General features: G+C 75.6%; 3 protein-coding genes. All 3 read right to left on the reverse strand.

Going from position 1 to position 2,917, the window contains the following annotated elements:
* Positions 1–7: 7 nt before the first annotated feature.
* Positions 8–670: a hypothetical protein gene (locus tag SSBG_RS08430; protein ID WP_008745771.1), complete on the reverse strand. Its 663-nt coding sequence runs from the start codon at positions 668–670 to the stop codon at positions 8–10.
* Between the two features lie 242 nt (positions 671–912).
* A complete protein-coding gene (locus SSBG_RS08435) occupies positions 913–1,416 on the reverse strand; it encodes a sec-independent translocase (protein ID WP_008745772.1) in 504 nt (167 codons plus the stop codon).
* Between the two features lie 194 nt (positions 1,417–1,610).
* Positions 1,611–2,917, reverse strand: a 1,307-nt coding sequence (locus SSBG_RS08440; RefSeq protein ID WP_008745773.1) for a S1C family serine protease, incomplete at its 5' end; no start/stop codon positions are given.

Raw genomic sequence — 2,917 nt, forward strand, 5'->3', positions numbered from 1 at the left:
CCGTACCTCACCGGTACGTGTCCAGGTCCTCGACGCGGCTGAACGCGAGCCCGTAGGCGCTCATCCCCCGGCCGTAGGCGCCGAGATGGACGCCGCTGTCCCCGGCGGTGCCCGCCAGCACCCAGCCGTACTCGGACTCGCGGTAGTGGAAGGGCGTCGGGCGGCCGTCCACGGGGAGGGTCAGGCTCGACCAGACCTCGCCTTCGAGGTCGTCCGCGAGTTCCCAGGCGGCCTCCGTCTGCTGGTCGAGCCAGTCGTCGCGCAGCGTGTGGTCGATCTGGCCGGGCCAGGTCACGGTGAGCAGCCCGGCGCCCGCGAGCCAGGCGGCCGAGGAGACCGTCGTGGCCTCCAGCATCCCGGTGCCGTCGGCGGTGCGCCGTCCCTCGTGCGCGGCGACGGTGACGACGGCGGCGAAGCGCTCCTTGTCGGCACCGCTCTCGGTGCGCACCGAGGGCTCCTCGCCGTGGCCGAGCGAGCCGTGTTCCACGGCGCCGTCCCCCGCGACGGCCGCCTGCATCAGCCAGCGCGGCCCGGTGTACGCGGCGTCGAGGCCGTACCAGGGGAAGGCCGCTTTGCGGTAGAGCGCGTCGTCGCGCCGGGACGCCGGACGGGATGGGGGTGCGCCCTCGGTGTCCTGTGGCTGTCCGTCCACCTGACTCGTGGTCTCCATCGTCGTGGCCGCCTCCTCGCTGTTCGCGGGGTCAACGACCCCGACACGGCAGGATAGCCACCCCTCGCCGCGCGCACGTCACACGGCGGAGCCGAACCACGCGGGCGGCGGATGGGGGCGCCGGGGACGGGGAGGCGGCGCGGGACGCGGGGCCCGGGAGGCGGCGCGGGACGCGGGAGGCGGCGCGGGACGCGGGGGCGGCGCGGGACGCGGGGGCGGCGCGGGGTGGTGGCGGCCGCGGCTCAGGTGGCGTCGATGTCGTACGGGGGCGGGGTCGAGGCGGCGGGCTCGGGGCGCTTGGCGAGGTCGGCCTTGGCGGGGCGCTTGGTGAGGTCCGTCGTGTTGTCGGGCTCGGCCTTCTTGCTCAGGTCGGTGAGGGAGCGCTCGTCCTTCGCGACCTCGTCGTCGTCCTCGGCCTCGCGCCCCTTGACGGTGTCCGCCAGCTCGTTCATCTCCTTGCGGAAGTCGAGGCTGGAGCGGATCTCGGCGAGGCCGTACTCGTCCTCGCCCTTGGCGAGCTGCTTGCGCACGAAGTTCTTCGGGTGCAGGTCCTCGAACTCGAAGTCCTTGAACTCGGGCCCCAGCTCGCTGCGGATGTCGTTCTTGGCGCTGTCCGTGAACTCCCGGACCTTGCGCAGGACACGCATCCCGTCCTGGATCATCTTCGGCAGCTTGTCGGGCCCGAAGATGATCACGCCGAGCACGACGATGGTCAGTACCTCGAACAAGCCCACGTCATTGAACACCTGAGAACTCCTCGCGCCGTCCCCGGGCGGGCGGCGCGTCCACCGCGCGTCCCCGGGCCTGGTCCACGGTACCCGGCGCCTCCCACGGACGGTACGGTGCCGCCGGTCCCGTTTACGGCCGCCGCCCCGGAGGCGCCGGGCCCGCGGGGGCCCGGCCGGGTCTCCGCCTCCGTGCTCGCCTCCCGTGCGCGGGTTCAGTCCGCCGCGTCCAGGGTGAGGGTCGTGCGGTGCTCCTTGCCGTCCCGGACCCAGGTGAGGCGCAGGCGGTCGCCCGGGCGGTGGGAGCGGACGCGGACGATCAGGTCCTCGGCGGAGGTGACGGGGCGGCCGTCGGCCGCCGTGACGAGGTCGCCGGGGGCGAGGCCCGCGCGGTCGGCGGGCCCGCCGGGGGCGACGGCGTCCTTCCCGCTGCCGACGAGGGCGCCGCTCGTGTCCTCGCGGGAGTCGAGCACGACACCCATGACCGGGTGCGCGACGTGCCCGTGGGCGAGGAGTTCGCCCGCGACCCAGCGGGCCTGGTTCACCGGGATCGCGAAGCCGAGCCCGACGCTGCCCGCCTGTCCCTCGCCCGTGCCGCTCGCGGACCGTATGGCGCTGTTGACGCCGATGACGTGCCCGGTGGCGTCCAGGAGGGGGCCGCCGGAGTTGCCCGGGTTGAGCGGAGCGTCGGTCTGGAGCGCGTTGACGTAGGAGACGGCGCTCTCCCCGCCCTCGCCCGCGGCGGTCACGGGGCGTTCCGTGGCGCTGATGATCCCGGAGGTGACGGTGTTGGGGAGGTCGAAGGGGGATCCGAGGGCCACGACGGGGTCGCCGACCTGGACGCCCCCGGAGTCGCCGAGCGTGAGCGGCGTGAGATTCCTCACCCCCCGGACGCGGACCACGGCGAGGTCGTAGCCCGCGTCCCTGCCGACGAGTTCGGCGCGCAGGGTCTGGCCGCCGGAGAAGGTGACGCTGAGGTCGCCACCGCCGTCGGCGGGGGCGACGACGTGGTTGTTGGTGAGGATGTGGCCCCGGTCGTCGAGGACGAAGCCGGTGCCCGTACCGGCCTCGCGGGAGCCGGCGGCGCGCAGGGTCACGACGCCGGGCAGCGAGCGGGCCGCGAGGTCGGCGATGCTGCCGGCCGGGCGGCCGGGGCCCGGCGCGGGCGCGGGCAGGGTCAGCGGGTGGGTGCCGCCGTCGCGTTCGTAGCGTGCTCCGAGGTAGCCGCCGAGCGTGCCGGTGACGAGGGCGGCGAGCGTGACGGCGACGATCACCCCGCGACGGCGGGCACGCGGACCGGGCCCGGAGTCGCCGGAGCGGAAGCCGTCGGAGCGCGAGCCGTCGGAGTCGTGGAAGGCGCCTGAGTCGTCGGAGCCCGCGTGCCCGGGGCCGGGTTCGCCGGGGCCGGAGTCGCCGGGGCCGGAGTGTTGCGGGCCCGGGTCCTCGGGGCCGGGGGTGCCGGAGCGGGCGTGGGGGGCCGCGTGGGGCGGGGTGCCGCCCCACGGGTCGTACCCGGCCCAGG

The sequence above is a fragment of the Streptomyces sp. SPB074 genome (assembly GCF_000154905.1).
Taxonomy (GTDB): Bacteria; Actinomycetota; Actinomycetes; order Streptomycetales; family Streptomycetaceae; genus Streptomyces.

Bases quoted from the DNA above. Each gene is read 5' to 3' on its own strand.
- SSBG_RS08430 (WP_008745771.1), bottom strand. From the start codon at position 670: ATGGAGACCACGAGTCAGGTGGACGGACAGCCACAGGACACCGAGGGC.